An 18,069-nucleotide genomic window follows, 5' to 3' on the forward strand; every position below is an offset into this window, starting at 1 on the left:
CGGCAATCGCCGGGGCCCGCTACACTGCGCCGCGTTCCATCCCATACACCGCCATGTCCCTGCAGATCCGCCGCGCCACCCTGGCCGACGCCGAAGCGCTTTCGGCCATCGCCATTGCCACCTACACCGAAACCTGGGGCGACTCGTACCCGCCGCAGGAGCTGGACGCGTTCCTGCAGGAGCACTACGGCATCGTGCCGCAGCGCGAGGAATTGTCCGACGAGCGCAGCGCGGTCTGGCTGCTGCTGGATGGCGGGACGGTGGTGGGTTACCTGGCCGCCGGTGCCAATACCCTGCCGCATGCCGAGGCACGCGAGGGCGACATCGAACTGAAGCGGCTGTACATCCTCGCCGCGCACCAGAACGGCGGGCACGGCGCACGGCTGATGGACGCGTTCATCGCCTGGTTGGACCAGCCACAGCGCCGCACCCTGTGGGTGGGCGTGTGGGAGGAGAACTTCGCCGCGCAGCGCTTCTACGCGCGCTACGGTTGTGAGAAAGCCGGCGAGTACGATTTCATCGTGGGCAGCACGCGCGACCGTGAGTTCATCCTGCGCCGGCCGTGACATGCCCTTGCAGAGCCGCGCCATGCTCGACTGCCCCTGATCTGTAGAGTCGAGCCATGCTCGACTGGCTTTTACCGGAATAGTCGAGCATGGCTCGACTCTACAAAGAACGAAGAGCAGTCGAGCGTGGCTTGACTCTACCAACCGTCAGAAGTCAAACAGCTCCGACAGGAAGCTTTCCTTCTTCTTTTTCGGGCGCTGGCCAAGATGACGCGTATCGCGATGCATCACCGGCGTCGGCGCCACCTGCGGCGCGGCCTGCACCGGTGCCGCTGGCGGCACCGCAGCCCCGGCGCGCTCGATGATCTTGTCCAGTTCACCGCGGTCCAGCCACACGCCGCGGCAGCCCGGGCAGTAATCGATCTCGATGCCATGGCGCTCGGCCATCTGCAGGGTCTGGGTGGTACACACGGGGCACTGCATGGGCGTCGCTCCTGTTGGCCGGCCTTCACTGTACCTGTCCATCGATGACTGTCCGGCAACATGACCGATGGCACAGGGACGAACGGCGCGTGCCCGCGCACGGCCGACCGCACACACTGCGTCTTCACCCCGCAGGGAATGCGCGCATGCCCCAGATGTCCCGCCTGCCTACCGCCGCCCGCGTGCTGCTGCTGCTGCTCGGCGTCGGCCTCGGCCTGAACCTGCGTGACCTCACTGCCGCCGTGGGCCTGCCCATCCCGGCGTTGCCCATGCCCTACGGCGGCAGCCTGCTCGATAACGCCTTGGCCGTACTGGTGGCAGTGCTGCTTGCCGCCCTGCTGCGCCCCCGTGGCGTGGGTCTGGCCGCCAGCCTCGGCCTGCGCTGGAATAGCGCCAGCGGACCGGCCTGGGTGCTGCTGGGCAGCCTGCCGTGCTGGCTGGGCCTGGCCATGCTGGGGTCGCCCAACACCGCGCTGACCACGCTGGACGCCAGCATGCTGGCCGTCCTGTTCCCGCTGGCCGAGGAAGTGCTGTTCCGTGGCCTCGGCTTCGTGCTGCTGCTGAAGATCGTGCGCGGCCCGTGGCCCCTGCTGGCGCTGCCGCAGGCGCTGCTGTTCGGCATGGTGCACTGGCTGGGCTTCGGCGGCTTCGAGGGTGGCGGCGTAGCCCTGTTCGTCGGCGCGGTCATCGCCCTGGGCGGCTTCATCTTCGCCTGGCTCGACCATCTGGACGGCGACACCCTGTGGTGCGGCCTGGCGCTGCACGTGTCGATGAACCTGGCCTGGAACGTGTTCAGCCTCGACGATGCAGTGGCCCTGGGCTGGCAGGCCACCAGCCTGCGCATCGGCACGGCGGCGCTCGCGGTTGTCGTATTAGGCCTGCATGTGCGCCGAAAGCGTGCTGTAACGCCGCCTTAGCCCACCCTGCACGCGAGTATCACCCCATGGTCGAGCATACTTGCGCGCCATTTCACCCCCTGCTGTCCGGAGTTGTCGCGTCATGTTGCTGTCCAAGCGCCACGTTGAGCCCCGCGTCCTGCTGATCGAGGACGCCGAGGAAACCCGCGAGCTGAGCCGCATGGCGCTGGAGAGCCAGGCCTGCCACGTGGTGGGCGTGAGCTCGGCCGAAGCCGCGCTGGGTCTGCTCGCCGCCGGTGAGCGCTTTGACCTGCTGTTCACCGACGTCAACCTGGGCCTGGTCAGCGGCATCGAGGCCGCCAATCACGTGCGTGGTCTGTACCCGCAGCTGCCGATCCTGGTCACCTCGGGCATGGACCAGCACGCGGTGCTGCCGCAGCTGCGTGAGGGCATCCACTTCCTGCCCAAGCCGTACAACATGAGCGAGCTGCTGGACGCCATCCGGCTCTGCTTCCGCCACGCCGATGCCGGCGTATTGACCGGCCCCGACGCGCAGGCGGCGTGAGGCAGTCATCCACGCATGGCGCGGATCTACTTCATTTTTAGTAGATCCACGCCATGCGTGGATGACGTTGACGGTCAACCACCGGTATACGGCCCTTCCCCCGGCATCACCTCCAGCAACGCACGGGTAATCACCCGCGGGTAGACCGTCAGATGGTCCTCACCCTCGATCACCACGTTGTCCACCTGCAGCTTGCGGCCACTGCGCTGCAGCTGCGCAGTGAAATCTGCGGCTTGCCGCAGCATGTCGTTGCCGGTTGAGTAGCGCGGCCCCGGCTTGACGGTTTCGTAGCTGCCCACCGACAACAGCACGCGGGTCGGCTGCGCCGGGATGACAGCACTGTCCTGCATGCGCGGCAGCAACAGCTGGTCGAACCACAGCGAAGGGCTGGACAGGATGTAGGTGTTGAACAGATCCGGCTGGGTGGTCAGCACATAGGCGCCAAACAATGCGCCATAGGAATGGCCGGCAAATGCGCGTCGCGCCGGATCGGTGCGGTAGCGCGCATCAATCCTCGGCAGCACCTCTGCGGCCAGGAAGTCGCGGTAATGCGCGGCCCCGCCGTAGGTGACGTCATCGCTGTAGTAACCCTCAGGCTTCCGCACGGGATTGCTGGGCGTGTAGTCGCGCGAGCGACTCCGCTTGGACGTCAGCCCTTCCTGCGGCGGCAGCCCGACCAGGATGAAGTTCTCGATGTTGACGCCCTGCTGCCCCACCAGGTTGCGCACGCTGCGCACCAGCGGAAAGCTGTACAGCGCGTCGGTCACGTACAGCACCGGATAGCGCTTTTCAGGGTGGGCCGCATAGTCGGCCGGCAAGGCAACCCAGATCGGGTAATCGCGGCCGACCGGGTCGTGCACGCGCAGCGCCTCGGTGTCGGGCAGCACCACGCCGGGCGTGGGGGTTGTGGCTGCCGGGTCCTGCCTCGGCATGTCCTGCGCCACCGGTGGTGGCACCGACATCGCACACCCGCCCAGGGCCATGCAGGCCAGCAGGATCGCGCCTGATACATGCCGCATCGGCGTCATCCTCATCAAGGCTGGGCCGGCGGGTGGGCCGGGAACAGCGTGCGCAGCGCCTGCAGCGCCGCCGGGTGGTAGACCGTGCCGTGGGTTTCCTGCGGGAACGGCTGGTAGTCAACCTGCAGCGACGGCGACGCGCCCTGCAGCAGCGCGCTCAGTTGCTGCGCGGTCTGCGCCAGCTCCGGCTGCCCGCTGCTGGCCAAAAACACGCGCGGCTTGGCCTTGGCCACTGCCGGCAGCAGCTTCGGTGCCGAGGCCAGCAGCGCGCCCTTGTTCCACCACAGGCTCGGGTCCAGCGCGATGTAGCTGTTGAACAGCGTCGGCTCCTGCAGCAAGGTTTCCACCACGAACAGGCCCGCCAGCGATTCGCCGATCAGCGCGCGCTCGTCGGTGGTCGGGTAGCGCTGGCGAATCTGCGGCATCAGTTCGTCACGCAGGAAGGTGCGGTAAGCCGCCGAACCGCCGATGCGCGGTGCGATCTTCTGGTCCTCCGGGTCGCTGCTGGGGCCGGTCATGTCGCGGCGGCGCTCGGTGTTCTCGATGCCTACCAGCAGGAACGGACGCATGCTGTCGTTGCCGCTCAGCACCTGCACCAGGCCGGCCACGTGCAGGAAATCCTCGCCGATGCCACCGTCGGGCATGTACAGCACCGGCAGCGGCGTCTTCGGGTCCAGGCCCCAGGGCTGCGGGCGGTACACGTTGATGCGGCGGGTTTCGCCCAGCGCCTTCGACTCGATGGTGAAGGTCTCGCCGATCACCAGCGGGCTGGCGGGTGCAGCCTGCGCAACTGGCGCGGGTGCAGCGGCCATCAGCGGTGTGGCGGAGACGACGGACAACAACAGCGACAGCACGATCAAGCGCATGGAGCGACCCATCCTGGGAAAGAAGCCGAGCATAACGCCATGTCCTGTGCATTGGCGCTGATGCTTGGACGGCATCGGGGAATGACCGTGCGTACGGGTGCTACCCTGCATGTCCCCTTACAAGGAGTTGGCACATGGGCACATTCAGCATCTGGCATTGGATCATCCTTCTGGCGGTCGTCCTCATTCCCATCGGCATCGTGGCCGCGATCGTCGCGATTGCCCGCAGAAAGTAGATCCACGCCATGCGTGGATGACCGACCGCGCGATGACGTCTGTTGACCCATGCCATGCGTGGGTGGCCTGACCGCGCGATGACGTCTGTAGAGCCGAGCCCATGCTCGGCTGCTCCTGGCGCGAAAGGTCGGGCCTATGACAACCCACCTCCCCTGTCGCATACGCACAGAAAATCAGGCCTCAAGCCCACCTGCGCAGCCGCCATCCAAAGAAAAAGTGAAGCCAGCTTTACAAGCGCCGCCTCACAACAGATGGCCCATGCAATGCGGTTCACGACAACCCCAGACGCGATCCACCAAGCGCTGAAGTAGATGCGTCGAATGCTGTCGTTTGCGGCGTCAGACACGCCTGCGACACTCTCTCCGTGCGCGTGGATCTCGCAGGTCTTTCGGAAAACTCCGATTGAATTCCAGGCGCAGGCGTAACCAACATGCCGCGCCACCGACAACGGGTGGCACCGGGCCTGCAAGCCCGTAGTGACATTCACGCTGTTGTTTACGCTTGCCCGCCGGCACCGTTCTTGAAGGGTGCCGGCGGGTGATCCGTCGGCCTTTATGGCGGGCGGTGCGTGGGGGTTTCCGAACCCGCCGGTTAATAGCGTGATGTCACCCGGACTTGCAGCCACGCACCGTCCGCCACCCGCATCCGCGCGGTGGCGTTACCGCCCCAGAGCCGAGGAAATCGAGATGAACCGACGTCCACCCCATACTCCCTTCCCCACCAACAATAGCGGCAACGACGATGGCGACAACCCCTCACCCGACCTGAGCACCTTCTGGGGATGCCTCAAACGCATCCGCGATGGCGACGGTGCGGACGGCCTCCTCTGGCCGGAAGCCACCCTGCCGCCCGGCCGTGAACAGGCCATGGCCCGCGTAGAACGCGCCGCCGTCGGCATGCTCACCGTGGCAGAAATGCTGCACGCCGCCGAACGCTGCCGGCTGATGGCCACACCCGATCGGCATCTGGACGAAGGCGTGGTCGATGGCCTGTTCATGGCCTGCCGGGGGCTGACTGAACTGGTGTGCCGGGAAGTGCGGCCGGAGTAAGTACATCGCCATCGAGTACCGGCCCATGCCCGGGCCGGACCGATGTAAAGTCACGTGGACTTACAAGGAGGTTCGCATGTTGAATGTAATGATGATTGCCGCACTGGCCGCAGGCCCCGCCGCATCCGCGCCATATGCCGATTGCCTGCTGGGTAACATCCAGCCGGGTCTGTCCGACCGCGCGGTGCAACTGGTGCAGCAGGCCTGTGCCGCGAAACATCCCGACAGCTTTGTTGCCGCGATGGAGCAGGAGCGAGGGCTCAGCGCCCGGCGGCAGGCGCAGTTCGACGCCGATCATGCTGATGCGGTGCGGTCTGCCAATGCAGCGGCTACTGCGGCGCAGGCCGCAGCAGATCGTGAGGCGGCGCGTGCCAAGAACGCTCAGGCAAAGTAGATTGGGGCGGTAGGCAGCTGTTGGCGGGGCAGAACTAAACCACGCCGACGTGACCAGCAAAGAAGTCGATCAACGACTGTGGGCTTCGTGCCCCCAGCAGTGCCTCCGTCACCTCTTCGGCCGCAATCGCCTCCGCTTCGCTGCGCGGGAACATCGCCTGCTCATGGGCCGCCAACGCCGCTTCCGTGTCATCGCCATGCGCCACCATCGCAGCCGCCAGTTCCGCGCCATCGAACAGGGCGAGATTGGCACCCTCGCCTGCCGGAATGGTCAGATGCGCGGCATCGCCCAGCAGCGTCACGCCAGGCGTTCGCGGCCACCGCTGTCCTGCAGGCAACGCGTAGATGGGACGCAGCACCGGCGGTGCCTGCGCAGCGGTGAACATCGCGGTCAGCGCGGGCGCCCATCCTTCGAACTCGCCGGCAACGGCGCTGATGATCGCCGCGGTATCGCTCCCCATGAGCTGATCGACCCAGTCCAGCGGTTTGCGCAGCGCCACATACGCATGCAGCGCGCCGTTGGGCTCGCGATGCGCCAGGACACCCTTGCCCGGCTCGACGGCGAACAGCGCGCCAGTTCCCACGGCAGCGGCCGCCAGCGTGTGCTGCGTGTCGGCGTCGAAGAGATAGGTTTCCACGTACGTCATACCGCTGTAGACCGGCGTGGCCGGGGTCAGCAGTGGGCGCACCTTCGACCACGCGCCGTCGGCACCCACCAGCAGGTCTGCATCGGCGGTTTCGCCCTGGCTGAATTTCAATCGATGGCGCCCGTTGCCAAGCGCTTCCACCGAGGCCAGCTTGTGGCCCCAGCGCACCGTGCCGTCCGGCAGCGAGTCCAGCAGGATGCGCCGCAGCTCGCCGCGCGGCACTTCAGGGCGGCCACCCGTGCCATCGTCTGCCTCCTCCAGCAGCACCCTGCCCGAACGGTCCAATACCCGGCTGGCCTGGCCACCGGGATGGATGATGGCGTTGAAGGCATCGAACAGCCCGGCGGCCTGCAGGGCGCGTTGCCCGTTGTGCTCGTGGATGTCGAGCATGCCGCCCTGCGCGCGGGCATCCCGCGATGGCTCGGCTTCGTAGACGGTGGAGGCGATGCCGTGCACGTGCAGGATGCGCGCAAGCGCGAGGCCCCCGAGGCCCGCGCCTACGATCACGATGTTGCGGCTCATGCAGATACCCTCGAAGACAGACTGGAACGTCATTCCATCATATTGGAATGACGTTCCAGAGCTGTCAAGATGCGTGCATGAACACACCCGCAAGCAGCAACCGCCGAGCGAGCGCACTCACCCGCGAACGAATCATCCAGGCGGCCGTGGCCCTGCTCGACGAGAGCGGCGAGCCGGGGCTGACCTTCCGGGCGCTGGCGCAACGGCTGGAAACCGGAGCTGGTGCCATCTACTGGCACATCGACGACAAGCGCGATCTGGTGCTGGCCGCCTGCGATCTGTTCATCGGTCCGGCGGTACAGGTGCCGACAGATGACGCACCAGACGCGCGTATCCGTGCGATCGCCATCGGCCTGTTCGACGCCATGGAGGCGCACCCGTGGATGGGCGCCGCGCTTGCTGTCGCGGCGGGCGAACTACCGCTGGTTCGCATCCTGGAAGCGCTGGGCCAGCAGGTGCGTGCCCTGGGCGTGGAGGAAGCCGACCAGTGGTCAACCACGCAGGCGCTGATGAGTTACATCCTGGGCGTTGGCGGCCAGCATGCCGCGCGCGCGCAGCTGGCGCGTCAGCAGAACCTGCAGCGCACACGCGCGCTGACCGAGGTTGCGCAGCGCTGGACTGAGTTGGACGCTGATGCCTATCCGTTCACCCAGAGCATGGCGGCGCAGTTGCCGCACCATGATGATCGGGCGGACTTCATTTTGGGTGTTGATCTGATATTGAGTGGTATTGCCCAGCGGATTGGCTGAGCCGCTACAGACATCGCCGGGCAGCGTCCTGAAAACGCGCCCCACGAAGGACTGAGACGTTCTTTGATTCGCCGGGCCTGGACGCCATTAACGCCGACTGCGGTTTAGACCGTCGCTTCTGGCACGCTGCGGCCGTGCTCCACGCAACCGCTTCGCGTAGTAGCGCCATGACGCGCTAGGAAAAGTTGGAATTCATCGACTGCCTGTGCTGGTCCCATGCAGGCGGACGAATAGACTCCGGTGCCCGCTACTGGCCATGGAGAAGACGCGTGCAGACCGGAATTTCAATCTTGAACCCCCGTGTCGTCGCCGACCTAGGAGAACTGCGATCACAGTTCCTGGATGCAGCTCCCTATCGTCACGTGGTGATCGACGACTTCCTGGAAGCCGACTTCGCGGCGCTTCTCGCAGAAGCATTCCCCGCCTTCGAGCAAGGAAATTCGATGGGAGACGATGGGAGGCCAGGTGGCAAGTCCACGCTGGAAGACATCCGCTCCCTTGGTCCCGCCTATCGGCGGTTGGACGACGCTATCAGCAGTCCGGAGTTTCTGCGAACGCTCTCCCGGCTGACAGGTATCGAGAATCTCATCCATGACCCGTGGTATCTAGGTGGGGGAACGCATGAATCGCGAAATGGGACCAGCCTTGACCCGCACATTGATGCGAATTTCCATCCTGTGGAACGTTGGCATCGTCGCCTAAATGTTGTGCTCTATCTCAACCCGGAGTGGGAAGACAGCTGGGGCGGCAACTTCGAGCTCTTCCAGGACCCAATGTCGACTTCGAAGGCGGACCGTCTGGTAGTACCCCTGTACAACCGCTGTGCGATCTTCGAGACTTCCGAGCATTCCTGGCATGGCTTCAATCAGATCTGCCTGCCGCAGGAGAATCAGCATGTTACTCGCAGATCCATTGCGCTCTTCTTCTACACCACAGGACGCCCTGCTGCTGAAACAGTTGGTCGGCACACCGTTCACTATGTGAAGCGACAGCTGCCAGAACACTTCGCGGCTGGCTACGTCCTCAGCGCGCACGACGTCGCTTGCGTACACGAGGCGGTCGCACAACGGGACGCACAGATCCGTCAGCTCCATGACGAGAATGCTGCCCTTCGAAGTGCACAGGATGCCGGCGTTGGCGGCGCGCTGCTCTACTGGGCAAAGCGCGCCTTTCTTCAACTGCGTCTGAGGCGGTAAGCCCAGCATCAGAGACGGATTCCGAGTGGATGACGGAAGGCAAGGATCCGCCATGCCAGTGCTGGAACGCCTGGTACCAAGCGTTCCAGCACTCGGAACGATGAAACTTGGCGGCCGCCAGTGAAATCCATGAGCGCGCGCGTCGAGCTGCTTTGACCAACCCGACGAAGTGAATTGCGGAGCGGACCTTGTTCTGCGGAGCAAAGAAAAGGCGCCTTTCGGCGCCTAAGTCGTTGAATGCATTGGTGGGCCGTGATGGATTCGAACCATCGACCAAAAGATTAAAAGTCTTCTGCTCTACCGACTGAGCTAACGGCCCGTGCATGCCCTGCCTTTCGGCGGGGTCGGCATTTTAACCTAATTTGATGGCTGGGTGGGAAGGCAAAAGCGTGCGAACCAACGGTTCGCACCCACCAAGAGCCGGTTCGCACCTACCAGAGCAGGTCGGTAGCGCCGGGCCATGCCCGGCGGAGAGCGTGCGAACCAACGGTTCGCACCCACCGAGGGGCGGTTACGCGTACAGCGTCGGGTCGGCTACGCCGGCATCGGTGAAGCCCTGCGCGCGCAGGCGGCAGGCATCGCAGTGGCCGCAAGCAGCGCCGTTGGCGTCGGCGTTGTAGCAGGAGACGGTCAGGCCGAAATCCACGCCCAGGCGCACGCCTTCGCTGACGATCTGCGCCTTGCTCAGGAACTGCAGCGGCGCGTGCACGGTGATGCCCGCCCCTTCCACGCCCGACTTGGTGGCCAGGTTGGCCAGCGCCTGGAAGGCGGCGATGAACTCGGGGCGGCAATCCGGGTAGCCCGAATAGTCCACCGCGTTGACGCCGCAGAAGATGTCGTTGGCGCCGAGTACTTCGGCCCAGCCCAGGGCCAGCGACAGCATGATGGTGTTGCGCGCCGGCACGTAGGTGACCGGGATGCCCTCGCCGCCCGCTTCGGGCACGTCGATGTCATCGGTCAGGGCCGAGCCGCCGATGCTGCGCAGGTCCACGTCCACGGTCTTGTGGGCGATCACGCCCTGGGCCTTGGCCACGCGCACGGCGGCGTCCAGCTCGGAGGTGTGGCGCTGGCCATAGCGCACGCTCAGGGCATGCACGGCGAAGCCCTGTTCCTGGGCCATGGCGATGACGGCGGCTGAATCCATGCCGCCGGAGAGAAGCACGACTGCCTTCTTCATGGGTAAAACATCCGGTTGGGAGGGGAAAGCCAGCACGCTGTCCCGCGCCGGAACTACATCAGGGCACCACGCCCGGGCTCACCGGCCCGGCTCGTCGTTCCACAGAATCTTGTGCAGCTGCATCTGGAAGCGCACCGGCAGCCGGTCTTCGACGATCCAGTCGGCCAGCTGGCGCGCGGTGATTTCGCCCTTGCTGGGCGAGAAGAACACGGTGCAGCGCTTCACCAGCTCGTGCTCGACCAGCATGCCCTTGGCCCAGTCGTAATCTTCTCGGCTGCAGATGACGAACTTGATCTGGTCGCGGGCGGTCAGCAGCGGCAGGTTTTCCAGACGGTTGCGCGCAGCTTCGGCCGAGCCCGGGGTCTTGATGTCCACGACGCGCGACACACGCGGGTCGACCGCGCTGACGTCCAGCGCGCCGGAGGTTTCCAGCGAGACGTCCATGCCGGCATCGCAGAGCTTCTGCAGCAGTACCAGGCAGCGCTTCTGCGCCAGCGGCTCGCCGCCGGTCACACAGACATGGCGCACGCCCTGGGCCAGGACCTCGGCCACGATGTCGTCGATATCCCACCAGGTGCCGCCGTGGAAGGCGTAGGCCGTGTCGCAGTAGTTGCAGCGCAGCGGGCAGCCGGTCAGGCGCACGAACACGGTCGGCCAGCCGGCCGTATCGGCTTCGCCCTGCAGCGAGGTGAAGATCTCGGTGATCTTCAGCCGGGGCAGCGGCGACTGCACGATTTCGCTGGGGGTAGCGACGGCGGCGGACAGGGGAACGGCGGTCATGGCGGGGACTTCTTCATGGAACACGTGGCGGGGGGCTAACGTGGCTGGTAACGAATGCAGCCGAGCATGGCTCGGCTCTACAACAGGCAACCGGGCAGCATTACCGCCGCCGGAAACGAAAGCAGCCGAGCATGGGCTCGGCTCTACAGGTTGCGTATTGTACGCCGGGTCAGCGGATCAGCGGATCTGCTTGCCCAGGCGGATCGACTGCAGGCGGTCCTGCGCGGTGCGCGCGGCGTCCGAGCCCGGGTACTGCGCCACGACGGTTTCCAGGGTCTGCTGGGCCTGGTCGACCTTGCCTTCGCCATACAGCGAGAGGCCAACCTTTAGCAGGCCGCCGGAGGCCTTGTCGTGGGTGGGATAACGCGAGATCAGTTCGCGGAACTGCGTCTCGGCCATCGGGAAATTGCGGGTAGCGTAGTAGCTCTCACCCAGCCAGTACAGCGCATTGGGGGTGTAGACGCCGTTCGGGTACAGCTCCAGGAAGCTCAGGAACAGCTGCGCCGAATCGTCGTACTTGCCAGCCTTGAGGGCATCGAAGGCGACGTTGTACGAGGTGCGTTCGTCACCGGTCGCCGCAAGGCTGCCCGGGTCGCCATGCACCGAAGGCGGCCGCTCGGAAGTGGCCGCTGCAGTGGGCTGTGCCGGGGCCGCAGGGGCCGTCGACGAGGTGGCTGGAACAGGCGGCAGGGCCGGCGCTGCATTGCCCCCTTCCAACCGGTTCAGGCGGCTGTCCAGATCCAGGTACTGGTCCTGGGCGGACTGCTTGAGCTGGGCGTTTTCGTGCTGGATCTGCTCGAGGGTCGACTGCAGGCTGGTGACCTGCTGCCGCAGCTGATTGATCTGGTTCAACAGGTCCTGGTTGGCACTGTTGTTGTACATCTGCTGCTCGAGGGAACCGACCCGGTCGGCCAGGCTCTGCCGCTGTGCATGCGCCGGTGCGGCAGCCACGAGGGCTGCCGCAACGACCAGCATCAGTCTGATGCCAATGCGCATGGATTACTGCGCGGTGTAGACGATTTCGACGCGACGGTTCTGCGACCAGCAGGACTCGGCCGACTCGGTGCAGACCGGACGCTCTTCACCGTAGGACACGACGGTCAGCTGAGAAGCCGAGCCACCATTGGCCTGCAGGGCCGAGTTGACGCCATTGCCACGACGCTCGCCCAGAGCCTGGTTGTACGCGCGCGAACCACGCTCGTCGGTGTGACCCTGCAGGGTGATGCGCGAGGACGGACGGTCACGCAGGTACTTGGCGTGGCAAGCCATGATGGCCTGGAATTCCGGCTTCACTTCTTCCTTGTCCAGGTCGAAGTAGACAACGCGCTGGCGCAGGCAGGCGTCGGTGTCCAGGTCACCCGGGCCGTACAGGCCGGAGGTGGCCGGAGCGGTCGGAGCGGTGGTCGAACCGGTGTCGACCGGGGCTGCCGGCTCTTCCTTCACCTTCTTCGAGCAACCGGCCAGGACGGCCACAGACAGCAGGGAAACAAGCAGAACGCGGGTGGACTTGTTCATGGCGATACCTTTGTGGCTCCTAGGCCGATGAGGGGTCAATACAGCGAAAATATTAACACTCTTTTAGCGTTGAGTACGGTATGGCGACCAAGACGGTTCGCGCACGTCACCATCGGCCAGCACCAGGCGCTGGCGGACGCGCCCATCGGCCGACACGGCATACAGCACACCACGACCACCTTCGCGTGCGGCGTACAGCACCATGCTGGCGTTCGGGGCGAAGCTCGGCGACTCGTCCAGCGAGCCGACCGACAGGGTGTTCCAGCGTGGCGAGCCAAGCGAGCTGTCCATTACAGCGATTTTGTAACTGTTGCCCGAGCCCTGTGCCACGGCGATCTTCTTGCCGTCATAGGACACCGAGGGCTTGGCGTTGTAGTTGCCCTGGAAGGTCACGCGCTCGGCACTGCCGCCGCCGGCGCCCACCTTGTAGACCTGCGGACGGCCGCCGCGGTCGGAGGTGAAGTACACCGCGCTGCCGTCCGGCGCCCAGGTCGGCTCGGTGTCGATGGCGAAGTGGTTGGTCAGCTGGGTCAGCTGCTTGCTGCCCAGGTCCATCACGTAGATCTCCGGGTTGCCCGAGCGCGACAGGGTCAGGGCCAGCTTGCGGCCGTCCGGCGAGAAGGCCGGGGCGCTGTTGATGCCGCGGAAGCTGGTGACCAGCTCACGGGCGCCGGTGGAGATGTTCTGGATGTAGATGGCGGAGTTGCCACGCTCGAAGCTGACGTAGGCCAGCTTGCCGCCATCCGGGCTCCACGACGGCGACAGCAGCGGCTCGGCCGAGCGGACGATGGTCTGCGGGTTGTAGCCATCCGAGTCGGCGACCATCAGCGCGTAACGCATGGCATCGCCCTTGCCGCTGGCGGTGACATAGGCGATTCGGGTCCAGAAGGCGCCGCGCACACCGGTGATCTTCTCGTAGATGGCATCGGCCATCTGGTGGGCCACGTCGCGCATGGCGTTGCCACGTGCGGTCATGGCCAGGCCGAGCAGGCGCTCGCCCTTGGGCACGTCGAACAGTTCGTACTCGACGCGGTAGGCGCCGGCACCGGCGTCGATGACGCGGCCGACGACGATGTAGTTCTGCTTCAACGCGCGCCAGGTCGGGAACTGGATCTCGCCGCCACGGGTCGGCTTTTCCACGATCTGCGCTTCGGGCAGCGTGCGGAACTGGCCCGAACGCTCCAGGTCGGCGCGGACGACGCCGGCCACATCCGTCTGCGGGGCGCCGGCCGAACCCTGGTAGGGCATCGGGACCACGGTGATCGGCAGCGCGGAGGCATTGCCGCCGATGATGTCGATATCCAGCCCCTTCTGCTGCGCGACGGCAGCGAAAGGCAACAACAGGGCCGCAAACACGGCAAGCCAGCGAGGCATCTTCTTCATGGAGCGCTCAATAAAGGGGAAACCGGACAGATGGATAACAAAACGGGGGTGAACCGCTTCGCAATCATGAACCAAGGGTACGTGAATTCCGGGTCAGTGCCAGCGTGCGCTCTCACACGCCGTTAACTTGGCAGCCACTTCAGGAAGGACCGGCCCCGCAGGGCCGACCGGCCACCGACCTCAGCGATCCTGGGCAGTGAAGGTGAAATTGATCGTGCGCGCGAACACCGACTCGAAGCCGCGATACGGCAGCGGCTGTGCGTTGAGCACGGCAGCCTCGATCGAACGCTTGCCAGCCTCGTCGTAGGGGCAGCTGCCGCTGACCGTCGCGCTGCGCACGGTGCCACCGGGCAGCTGGTTGATGGTGATCTGGCACTTCTGGCCCAGCGGTACGCTGTCCGGCCGGCTCCACGACGCCAGCACCTTGGCCTGGATGGCTGCGGCGTACTTCGCGGAAAGATCATCGCTGGTGCCACCGCCACCGGCGGCCGGCTGGGCGGCACCGGTGCTGCCGGCCGGGGTCGTGCCTGCGGCGTTGCGGGCGGCGGCTACCTGGCGCAGCTTCTGCTCGGCCAGCTTGGCTTCCTTCTCGGCCTGCTCACGCTTGGCCCGGATGTCGGCGATCTTCTTCTGCCGCTCGGCCTCGGCCTTGTCGGCCGCCACCTTCTGTTGGTCGGCGATCTTCTTCTTGGCGTCCTCTTCCTGCTGCTTGGCCAGGCGCGCCTTCTGCTCGGCTTCTTCCTGGCGCTTGCGTTCGGTCAGGTCGATCTGCTCCTGGCGGCGCTTGGCTTCCTGCTCCTGCTTGGCCTTCTCCTGCGAGATGGCCAGGGCATTGGCGGCTTCCTGGTCCTTGGTATCCGGCTGAGCGACGCGCTCCTGCGCCTGTTGCTGCTGCGGCGTGGGCGCGTCCTGCGGGCGCGGCTCCTCGATCGGCTGCGGCGGCGGGATGGTGTCTTCGGGCACGGGCACCGGCTCGGCGACCGGCTCGGGCAGGTCTTCCAGCTTTTCCGACTGGCGCAGGGCCTGGCGTGCGGCGGCGGCCTCGGAAGAGGACAGCGCCAGGCTGGCCTCGACCGCCGGGTCACCGGCGGCGGCTTCGGTGTTGCGCTCCGGCGACCACAGCCAGGCCACGATGAAGACCAGCGCGACCAGCACGTGCACCAGCACGGCCAGCGCCAGGGGCAGGCCCCAGCCCGGTTCCTGCTTGTGCGGCGGTGGCAGGGTGTCAGCGTGCATCGGTGGCCAGGCCTACCTTGTCGATCTTGGCGCGCTTGATGACATCCATCGCGTCGACGACCTTTTCATAGGCCACGGCACGGTCGGCGGCGACGATCACGCGCACGTCCTTGTCCTGTGCGGCGATGCCGGACAGACGGCCCAGCAGCTCCTCGGCGCTGACCGCGGTCGGCTCCTTGGCGTCGGGCAGCTTCAGACTCAGCTGGCCGTCCTGGCGGACCGAGACGACCACCGGGTCCTGCTTGCTTTCCAGCGCCTTGGCGTTGGACTGCGGCAGGTCGACATCGAAGCTCAGGGTAAGCAGCGGCGCGGTGACCATGAAGATGATCAACAGCACCAGCATGACGTCGATGTAGGGAACGACGTTGATTTCCGATTTCAGCTTGCGGCGCTTGCGGCGACCGATGGCAGCGGACATGGCTTGGACTCCCGGGTCAGTCGCTTACTCGTCGCCAGCGCTCTGGCGCTGCAGGATGGAGCTGAATTCTTCGGCGAAGGTCTCGAACCGCACCGACATGCGCTCGACGCGCGTGGTGAAGCGGTTGTAGGCCCACACCGCCGGGATCGCCACGAACAGGCCGATGGCGGTGGCGAACAGCGCTTCGGAGATACCCGGAGCGACGGCGGCGATACCTGCCTGGGCACCGCTGCTGATCATGTCGTGCATGGTCACCATGATGCCGAACACGGTACCGACCAGACCCACGTACGGGGCGGTGGAGCCGATGTTGGCCAGCAGTTCGAGGTTGCGCTCGAGCTGGTCCACTTCACGGGTGTAGGTGGTGCGCATGGCGCGCTGGGCGCCTTCCAGCTGCGCGCGGCCATCCAGGCGACGCTTGTCGCGCAGCCGGCTGTACTCTCGGAAACCGGATTCGAAGATGGCTTCCAGGCCGCCGACGTTGCGGCTGCGGTCGGTGGCCGAGCTGTACAGCTTGCCCAGGTCGGCGCCGGACCAGAAGCGGTTCTCGAACTCGTCCGCTTCGCGGGTGGCCTGCTTGAAGACGCGGGCCTTGCGGAAAATGATCACCCAGCTGACGAACGAGCCGATCAGCAGCAGCAGCACGATGAGCTTCACCGGCAGGCTGGCCTTGGCCATCAGTTCGAGGTAGTTGATGCCGCCGCCGGTGGTGGCCTGGGCAAGGGTCTGGGTCGCGGCGTTGCTGACATCGGCCGGCAGTGCCTCGGTGACCGTGGCCTGCAGGGCCAGGAGCGTTGCGATCATCCGTTGTTCCTCAAAGTTCGGATTCGGGGTGGAGGTAGGGTTGCAGCGCGGCAAGGACGGGTTCGTCCATGCCACGCGGGCGGAAACTGGCCGCGTCCAGTGCGGCGATGCGGACCTGGGCGGACAGCAGAAGCTCGCCGTCGCGCTCGACCCGCTGGTCGAAGACCATGCTGGCCTTCTTCAGCTGGACCAGGGTGGCGCTCACCTGCAGGGCGTCATCCAGCCGGGCCGGCTTGATGAAGTCCATCTGCATCGAACGCACCGCGAACACCATGCCGTGCTCGCTGCGCATGCGCTCCTGGCCGTAGCCCAGCGCGCGCATCCATTCGGTCCGGGCCCGTTCCATGAAGGCCACGTAGCGGGCGTGGTAGACCACCCCGCCAGCGTCCGTATCTTCCCAGTAAATGCGTGTCGGCCAACTGAATCGGAGCTCAACCGACATCGGGAACCTCCGCAAACAGATCCTGCGGCGGATTTTTCGGCTTCAGGCCCATGTGCCGGTAGGCCTTGTGGGTGGCCATGCGGCCGCGCGCGGTGCGCACCAGGAAGCCCTGCTGGATCAGGTAGGGTTCGACCACGTCTTCCAGGGTGCCGCGCTCCTCGGACAGGGCCGCGGCCAGCGATTCGATGCCCACCGGGCCGCCGTCGAAGTAGTCGACCATGGTCTTCAGCAGGCGCCGGTCGAGCTCGTCGAAGCCTTCCGGGTCGACCTTGAGCATCTTCATGGCGGCCTGGGCGACGGCTTCGTCGATGTGGCCGCCGGCCTTGACCTGGGCATAGTCGCGCACGCGGCGCAGCAGGCGGTTGGCGATACGCGGGGTGCCACGCGCGCGGCGGGCGATCTCCCCTGCCCCGTCGGCGGTGCAGTCGATGGCCAGGATGGCCGCCGAACGGCGCACGATGCGGGTCAGTTCCTCGACGCTGTAGAACTCCAGGCGTTGGACGATGCCGAAGCGGTCGCGCAGCGGCGCGGTCAGCAGGCCGGCACGGGTGGTGGCGCCGATCAGGGTGAACGGCGGCAGGTCGATCTTGATCGAGCGGGCCGCAGGGCCTTCACCGATCATGATGTCGATCTGGAAATCTTCCATCGCCGGGTACAGCACTTCCTCGACCACCGGCGACAGGCGGTGGATTTCATCGATGAAGAGCACGTCGTGCGGCTGCAGGTTGGTCAGCAGCGCGGCGAGGTCGCCGGCCTTTTCGATGACCGGGCCGGAGGTCACCCGCAGCGCGACGCCCAGTTCGTTGGCGATGACATGGCTGAGGGTGGTCTTGCCGAGGCCTGGCGGACCGAAGATCAGCACGTGGTCGAGCGCGTCGCCACGGGCCTTGGCCGCTTCGATGTAGATTTCCAGCTGCTCGCGCACCGGCGCCTGGCCGAGGTAATCGGCCAGTCGCTTGGGTCGGATGCTGGCGTCGGCGGCGTCATCCTCGCGGGTAGCGCCGGCGCCGATGATGCGATCGTCGGTCATGTGCTGATTATGCGGCAAAAGTACGGGTTTCGGCCGGGCTGCGCCCGGCACCCGCAGAGGCCGAAGCAACGTCAAAGGCCGAAGCAGAAGCGGGCATGCCGCGGGATGGCGGGGTGGGTCCGGTTGAGGGGGACGCCGTAAACCCATCCATGGGGGCTTGGTCGCGGCATCCATGCCGCTCACACCCCCTCAACC

At 65.9% G+C, this 18,069-nt stretch carries 21 protein-coding genes and 1 tRNA gene; 7 read left to right on the top strand and 15 right to left on the bottom strand.

Annotated features, from left to right (window positions below):
- The first annotated feature begins 53 nt into the window (after window positions 1–53).
- Window positions 54–566 (top strand): GNAT family N-acetyltransferase, encoded by a 513-nt coding sequence (locus AC1VXD_RS15110; protein ID WP_482992737.1) that lies wholly within the window; start codon window positions 54–56, stop codon window positions 564–566.
- Window positions 567–713: 147 nt separating this feature from the next.
- Here the strand turns inward: AC1VXD_RS15110 and AC1VXD_RS15115 are convergent, their stop codons facing one another.
- Window positions 714–989, bottom strand: coding sequence for a TFIIB-type zinc ribbon-containing protein (locus AC1VXD_RS15115; RefSeq protein WP_482992738.1), 276 nt, complete (start codon window positions 987–989; stop codon window positions 714–716).
- A 146-nt stretch (window positions 990–1,135) separates the two neighbouring features.
- On the opposite strand from AC1VXD_RS15115, the gene AC1VXD_RS15120 reads away from it, so the two are divergent.
- Both AC1VXD_RS15120 and AC1VXD_RS15125 read left to right on the top strand, forming a co-directional pair.
- A complete protein-coding gene (locus AC1VXD_RS15120) occupies window positions 1,136–1,906 on the top strand; it encodes a CPBP family glutamic-type intramembrane protease (RefSeq protein ID WP_482992739.1) in 771 nt (256 codons plus the stop codon).
- An 82-nt stretch (window positions 1,907–1,988) separates the two neighbouring features.
- The gene (locus tag AC1VXD_RS15125; RefSeq protein WP_482992740.1) at window positions 1,989–2,411 is read left to right on the top strand and encodes a response regulator; all 423 of its coding nucleotides are present in this window, start codon (window positions 1,989–1,991) and stop codon (window positions 2,409–2,411) included.
- Between the two features lie 74 nt (window positions 2,412–2,485).
- Here the strand turns inward: AC1VXD_RS15125 and AC1VXD_RS15130 are convergent, their stop codons facing one another.
- Complete coding sequence (locus AC1VXD_RS15130; protein WP_482992741.1) at window positions 2,486–3,430, bottom strand: alpha/beta hydrolase; 945 nt, start codon at window positions 3,428–3,430, stop codon at window positions 2,486–2,488.
- 14 nt (window positions 3,431–3,444) lie between these two features.
- Window positions 3,445–4,296: an alpha/beta hydrolase gene (locus AC1VXD_RS15135; protein ID WP_482992742.1), complete on the bottom strand. Its 852-nt coding sequence runs from the start codon at window positions 4,294–4,296 to the stop codon at window positions 3,445–3,447.
- A 923-nt stretch (window positions 4,297–5,219) separates the two neighbouring features.
- Here AC1VXD_RS15135 and AC1VXD_RS15140 point away from each other — a divergent pair.
- Window positions 5,220–5,582 (top strand): hypothetical protein, encoded by a 363-nt coding sequence (locus AC1VXD_RS15140; RefSeq protein WP_482992743.1) that lies wholly within the window; start codon window positions 5,220–5,222, stop codon window positions 5,580–5,582.
- A gap of 76 nt (window positions 5,583–5,658) precedes the next feature.
- Window positions 5,659–5,976 (top strand): hypothetical protein, encoded by a 318-nt coding sequence (locus AC1VXD_RS15145; protein ID WP_482992744.1) that lies wholly within the window; start codon window positions 5,659–5,661, stop codon window positions 5,974–5,976.
- Between the two features lie 34 nt (window positions 5,977–6,010).
- Here the strand turns inward: AC1VXD_RS15145 and AC1VXD_RS15150 are convergent, their stop codons facing one another.
- Window positions 6,011–7,144: an FAD-dependent oxidoreductase gene (locus AC1VXD_RS15150; RefSeq protein WP_482992745.1), complete on the bottom strand. Its 1,134-nt coding sequence runs from the start codon at window positions 7,142–7,144 to the stop codon at window positions 6,011–6,013.
- 77 nt (window positions 7,145–7,221) lie between these two features.
- On the opposite strand from AC1VXD_RS15150, the gene AC1VXD_RS15155 reads away from it, so the two are divergent.
- Window positions 7,222–7,893: a TetR/AcrR family transcriptional regulator gene (locus AC1VXD_RS15155; protein WP_482992746.1), complete on the top strand. Its 672-nt coding sequence runs from the start codon at window positions 7,222–7,224 to the stop codon at window positions 7,891–7,893.
- Window positions 7,894–8,162: 269 nt separating this feature from the next.
- A complete protein-coding gene (locus tag AC1VXD_RS15160; protein ID WP_482992747.1) occupies window positions 8,163–9,089 on the top strand; it encodes a 2OG-Fe(II) oxygenase in 927 nt (308 codons plus the stop codon).
- Window positions 9,090–9,332: 243 nt separating this feature from the next.
- On the opposite strand, the gene AC1VXD_RS15165 is transcribed toward AC1VXD_RS15160, so the two are convergent.
- From AC1VXD_RS15165 to ruvB, 11 genes are all read right to left on the bottom strand, one after another.
- Window positions 9,333–9,408, bottom strand: a tRNA-Lys gene (locus AC1VXD_RS15165).
- A 192-nt stretch (window positions 9,409–9,600) separates the two neighbouring features.
- Window positions 9,601–10,266 (bottom strand): 7-cyano-7-deazaguanine synthase QueC, encoded by a 666-nt coding sequence (queC, locus tag AC1VXD_RS15170; protein WP_108760531.1) that lies wholly within the window; start codon window positions 10,264–10,266, stop codon window positions 9,601–9,603.
- 78 nt (window positions 10,267–10,344) lie between these two features.
- Window positions 10,345–11,046: a 7-carboxy-7-deazaguanine synthase QueE gene (queE, locus tag AC1VXD_RS15175; protein WP_482992748.1), complete on the bottom strand. Its 702-nt coding sequence runs from the start codon at window positions 11,044–11,046 to the stop codon at window positions 10,345–10,347.
- Window positions 11,047–11,223: 177 nt separating this feature from the next.
- A complete protein-coding gene (gene ybgF, locus AC1VXD_RS15180; RefSeq protein WP_482992749.1) occupies window positions 11,224–12,042 on the bottom strand; it encodes a tol-pal system protein YbgF in 819 nt (272 codons plus the stop codon).
- Between the two features lie 3 nt (window positions 12,043–12,045).
- Entirely contained in the window at window positions 12,046–12,561 is a 516-nt protein-coding gene (pal, locus tag AC1VXD_RS15185; protein WP_482992750.1) for a peptidoglycan-associated lipoprotein Pal, read from the bottom strand.
- Between the two features lie 63 nt (window positions 12,562–12,624).
- Window positions 12,625–13,944 carry a Tol-Pal system beta propeller repeat protein TolB gene (tolB, locus tag AC1VXD_RS15190; RefSeq protein WP_164075522.1) on the bottom strand — a complete coding sequence of 440 codons (1,320 nt, stop codon included), beginning with the start codon at window positions 13,942–13,944 and terminating at the stop codon, window positions 12,625–12,627.
- 180 nt (window positions 13,945–14,124) lie between these two features.
- On the bottom strand, window positions 14,125–15,180 hold the full coding sequence (gene tolA / locus AC1VXD_RS15195; RefSeq protein WP_482992751.1) for a cell envelope integrity protein TolA: 1,056 nt from the start codon (window positions 15,178–15,180) through the stop codon (window positions 14,125–14,127).
- A complete protein-coding gene (gene tolR / locus AC1VXD_RS15200) occupies window positions 15,170–15,598 on the bottom strand; it encodes a protein TolR (RefSeq protein ID WP_108769726.1) in 429 nt (142 codons plus the stop codon). The genes tolA and tolR overlap by 11 nt, the downstream gene beginning before the upstream one ends.
- Window positions 15,599–15,622: 24 nt before the next feature.
- Window positions 15,623–16,402 carry a protein TolQ gene (tolQ, locus tag AC1VXD_RS15205; RefSeq protein WP_108769727.1) on the bottom strand — a complete coding sequence of 260 codons (780 nt, stop codon included), beginning with the start codon at window positions 16,400–16,402 and terminating at the stop codon, window positions 15,623–15,625.
- A 10-nt stretch (window positions 16,403–16,412) separates the two neighbouring features.
- Window positions 16,413–16,844 carry a tol-pal system-associated acyl-CoA thioesterase gene (ybgC, locus tag AC1VXD_RS15210; protein WP_482992752.1) on the bottom strand — a complete coding sequence of 144 codons (432 nt, stop codon included), beginning with the start codon at window positions 16,842–16,844 and terminating at the stop codon, window positions 16,413–16,415.
- On the bottom strand, window positions 16,834–17,874 hold the full coding sequence (gene ruvB, locus AC1VXD_RS15215; RefSeq protein WP_075676470.1) for a Holliday junction branch migration DNA helicase RuvB: 1,041 nt from the start codon (window positions 17,872–17,874) through the stop codon (window positions 16,834–16,836). The genes ybgC and ruvB overlap by 11 nt, the downstream gene beginning before the upstream one ends.
- Window positions 17,875–18,069: the final 195 nt, after the last annotated feature.

The organism is Stenotrophomonas sp. STEN054, assembly GCF_056854535.1.